4 protein-coding genes are annotated in these 4,363 nt (G+C 38.7%); 1 reads left to right on the top strand and 3 read right to left on the bottom strand.

Annotation, left to right across the window (positions count from 1 at the left end; all coding sequences use genetic code 11):
- Positions 1-644: 644 nt before the first annotated feature.
- The gene (locus ACCI49_RS23740) at positions 645-2,516 is read right to left on the bottom strand and encodes an MFS transporter (protein WP_371841725.1); all 1,872 of its coding nucleotides are present in this window, start codon (positions 2,514-2,516) and stop codon (positions 645-647) included.
- 377 nt (positions 2,517-2,893) lie between these two features.
- Here ACCI49_RS23740 and ACCI49_RS23735 point away from each other — a divergent pair, with 377 nt between their 5' ends.
- Positions 2,894-3,214: a thermonuclease family protein gene (locus ACCI49_RS23735; protein ID WP_371841724.1), complete on the top strand. Its 321-nt coding sequence runs from the start codon at positions 2,894-2,896 to the stop codon at positions 3,212-3,214.
- A 436-nt stretch (positions 3,215-3,650) separates the two neighbouring features.
- Here the strand turns inward: ACCI49_RS23735 and ACCI49_RS23730 are convergent, their stop codons facing one another.
- Both ACCI49_RS23730 and ACCI49_RS23725 read right to left on the bottom strand, forming a co-directional pair.
- Entirely contained in the window at positions 3,651-3,914 is a 264-nt protein-coding gene (locus ACCI49_RS23730; RefSeq protein ID WP_371841723.1) for a tetratricopeptide repeat protein, read from the bottom strand.
- Between the two features lie 74 nt (positions 3,915-3,988).
- Positions 3,989-4,363, bottom strand: a 375-nt coding sequence (locus ACCI49_RS23725) for a transposase (RefSeq protein ID WP_371837343.1), incomplete at its 5' end; no start/stop codon positions are given.

The raw sequence follows: 4,363 nt of genomic DNA, 5'->3' as shown, positions 1-4,363 counted from the left end.
TCGGTGCCAAAAAAGCTGGTTTGTTGGTACTGATCGGTGTCCGTGAGCATCATTATCCTTGAGCATTTCGACCAGAAATTTGGATCAGAATAGCGAAAACTGGTCGAAATGGCTATGTCATATATCCACGTAGTCCTAGTGCCACAAGGTCTGGAGACTTTTTTCAGGGTCGACTATCTAAATTAAACATTATAACCCTCCAAAATCAACACTATTTACTCTTTCAAAAAAGGTATCCTCTTGATGGGCAGAAAGACCAAGCAATTTATCTCTTGCCACTTAAATATAATATTCGAATCATCCCATATATGACGCAACGCACATTAACTTCTGGAGCAAGTAAAATACGCGACTTCAATAAATTAAGCATTCAAAATACAAGTGCAAATTGAAACTACACATGGAAAGCATCAGAACCTAGTTACCTTAACAAACCAAGCCGCCACTGAATTTTCTACCATCGTTTCTGACAAGGCCATCACGCACAAAAAAATTAAGCATGAACCACCCCATAATTCTGAAAATTAACAATAGGAATGCGAAAACTCATTAAATATAATATATAGACATCTCTAAAAATTAGTATTATAGCAACTATCTATAGCGAACAATGGGGACTACAGGTGGATAAAATTGATAAGGATTCAATTTTTAGAACTCCCCACATCTCTATACAAATCATCTACATTCAATTTATTCAAAGATACTGGGGAGCCGACTGTAAATTGCACACCAGACCATAAATATTTTGGTAAGCAAATTAGACAAAAAACACCCTTGCAATAAAATACCCCCTTCCATAGCTCCTTAACCGATAATGGAATAATTGAAATATCAGTTTTGGGTAAAAATTTCTTAACCCTTAACCGGAAATTATTAATTTTTCTATTTGTCAACACATGAGGGCCATGTAAAAAGCAAAATACCTGTCCATTCTCAAGCCCCTGGTCAAGCTCCTTCAGCACCTCATCAGCACACTTTCCATTCTCATAGAGAATCGGCGCCGCCTGTCCAGACCAAAATATAGAATGTAAATTGAGTTTCTTGTTAACAGATAAATTAATAACAAAACGAATTGGGCGCCTTACTATTCCGGAAATTAGCATAACACCCATAAAGCTTACCTCATTGCAGACTACAATTATTCGCGCTTCAGATGGTATTTTATTTAATCCTTTATACTTAATTCGACACATCATGGAAAATAAAAAACGGACAAGGAAACGAATTAAAAACTCTGGTACCTCGGCAAAAACATAAACCACAAAAGCAAGGTTCATTAAGGATATCATCAGAAACAACACTGGTATATCCAACTTAATGATACCCAAAAAAACAACACCCATAAGGGCTGCAATTACTCCAGAAAAAGCATTTAGGATGTTGCTCATAGATACAATTTGAGCACGCCTTGATCGTGAGGACCGTTCTTGCAACACAGCATAGATGGGGACTATGTATAGCCCACCAAAAACCCCCAATAAAGCAATAAAAAAAAGAATCTGAACAGCCCCCTCACTACCAACAAAAGCTTTAAGACTGTTTTCCACCGGAGGTATAAAATTAGTGGAAGCTATATATAATGATATTCCAGAAGCCGTTACTCCTGCTGCACCCAATGGCACGATACCCAGCTCAATACGCCCAACCGATAATCGCTCACAAAGCAGAGATCCCATAAAAATCCCCCCTGTAAAAATACAAAGGAGTAAGGTCACGGTTTCTTCATTACCACTAAGAGTATTTTTGGTAAAGCTTGGAATTTGTGTGAAATAAACTGTCCCTTGAAACCAGAACCATGAAATTGCAAAAAGCGCATAAAATACTAAAGGCTTTTTTGCCGTCTGGCCAAGAATTCCTCTCACTTGTGAAACAGGATTTAAGTTGATTTTTAAATTTGGAGAAGGTGCAGGAGCAGGCGGGATCAAGCAGCTAAACAAATAACCAGATACTGAAGATATTATAATAACTGTACTTAAGTAAAAAACTCCATTTTCTCCAACCTCTGTAATTCCAGCCAAAAGGGTCCCTATAATCGCCCCAAGTAGGATAGCAACAAATGTTCCACCTCCTACCAAAGCATTAGCCCCCACCAACTCTGACGTTTTTAAATGTTGTGGTAATATTGCATACTTTATTGGCCCAAAGAACGCAGACTGCGTCCCGAAGAGAAATAAAGCTAGCAGACACAGGGTGCTGCTGCCAATCATCAGGGCATAACCCCCCAAAGCACTGACACATATTTCTACTAGTTTTATATAATGTATAAGTTGAGTTTTATTAAACTTGTCGGCCAGTTGTCCCGCAATGGCGCAAAAAAGAAAGAATGGTAGTATAAAAAGTCCAGCAGCTAAGTTTATCAGTAAATTGGCCTGACTTTCAGCCAGGCGAAATGCAAGTATAACTATAAGTGCGGACTTAAAAACATTGTCATTAAATGCACCGAGAAATTGTGTAAAAAATAACGGCGAAAAATTTCGGGTTAACATAAGCCGAAATTGACTTCTTTGATCCATTCATATAAACCTGTTAAATATTCCGCCCGCCCCTATTGCATACGACTTATTCTAGTCTAAAATCCAACGAATATTTGTCAAAAGTTACTTTATCTGCATGCTGGAATTTATCCTTAGCATGACACATGGATCAACTGGATAGAGATCTATAATTTGCACTTTAACACCTTATATATCGATGTAAAAACCAAAGATTATTGTTGGCAAATATCTCCGAGCGAGTTCAAAATGTAAGTAGAACATAATTGGCAGCCACTTCTGGAGGAGCAGTGTCTTTGAGTTTAAAAGATTAATATTTACTATTATACTTATTAAATATATTCGTAATGATGATCCTCCATTATTCGCGCACAACAACCACACCATAGAACATCATAATGAAAAGATTATTCTTACTATGTGCGCTCTCCACCACTCTACATGCAGTGCCACTCACTAACTATAAAATTATCGATGGTGACACATTTCACGGATATGCTTCAGGAGAATATGTGGAGATACGACTTCAGTGTATAGGTGCGCCAGAAACTTATCCGAACGCACAATCCTATGGCCCTGAATCCACTCAGATATTGAAGCATCTATTATCATTTGGTTCAGTAGACTTTCAATCCACAGGAAGAGATCAATACGGTAGAGAAACTGGCTACCTGTTTGTTAACGAATACAATATAAACCAGGAAATGGTTGCACGATGAGCTGCATGGAATTACACGTATTACTGCGGAGATAAATTCGAAAATGATCAAAATTTCGCGTACCGCCATGGCTTGGGCTTATGGGAGGACGCAGAGGCAAAAGATCCCTACTGCTTTCGTAAAAATTTAGATCATGATTACTGCTATTACAAACAGGAAAATAATTTCATGCTGGATGATTGAGTTATTTAAAAGATACATACGATAAAACAACTTTATTAAAAAGGGGGTAGGAAAGAATACACTGCACTCGGGACCATATGAAGCATGGATGCCGATTACGAGCTTACAGGGATGTATTCACAGCGCGTCTCGAGTGCAATGTATTCTTTCCTTCTGACCCAATAGTGACTCAATTAGACGACCTTGCCAATAACGAAGAGATATCCGGCAGGCCGCTTAAACTTCAACTCACCTAAAACACCAATGCAATAGCTCACATATCCTTCATTTCAATAATTTTATTTTTCGCATTTTCATTGTCAGGATTGATTGAAAGGGATTTCTTATAGAATTTTATAGCCAGCTCCTTCTCCCGCTTAGTCATATGAGCTTCCGCTAAACTATCCCACGCATTGTAAGAATCGGGGTAATACCGTGTGTTCAGCTCAAAGAACTCTATGGCCCTATTAATATCCACACCAAATTGATCGTTATACAAACGATCATAGCCGTAGAAGTTAATCACATCCTCTCTCAAAAAGAACGTCCCACCTAGCTCCTCTGAAACCTCCTCAAAATGTCTTTTATTAACCCGGCGGACAAATAGTTCAGTTATGCTGCGTACCTAATTGATTCGTGTCGGAAGTAGGCTGCTACACGCGCGGGCTTCTTTTGTAACATTCTCATGTGAGAAAGCACTTTCCTTTTTAGCTTCTCCTTGGATCGGGCTGGCATGCCACTGTGAACGCCCCCTTTAAGGTCGCAATTCAAATACTCATCTGGATTCAGTTCAGGTGAATATGATGGTAAATAATAAATTTCTATCTCATCCTCGTGCTCTGCCAGCCAAGCTTTAACAAATCGTGCATGATGTACCCTAAGATTGTCCAGAATGAGGTAAACTTTACGCCCCGCTGTTTTGATCAATCGCTTAAGAAAGTCAATCAGCCTATCGGCATTCATACTTCCTTCGTAAATTTGAAAACG

Source organism: Microbulbifer epialgicus, from assembly GCF_041447265.1.
Lineage (GTDB): Bacteria > Pseudomonadota > Gammaproteobacteria > Pseudomonadales > Cellvibrionaceae > Microbulbifer > Microbulbifer epialgicus.
The sequence above is the reverse complement of the archived record's forward strand: the minus strand, read 5'-3'. Positions and strand labels throughout refer to the sequence as shown.

Excerpts from the sequence above, each read along its gene's own strand:
- ACCI49_RS23740 (WP_371841725.1), bottom strand. The coding sequence starts at position 2,516 with ATGGATCAAAGAAGTCAATTTCGGCTTATGTTAACCCGAAATTTTTCG.
- ACCI49_RS23735 (WP_371841724.1), top strand. The coding sequence starts at position 2,894 with ATGAAAAGATTATTCTTACTATGTGCGCTCTCCACCACTCTACATGCA.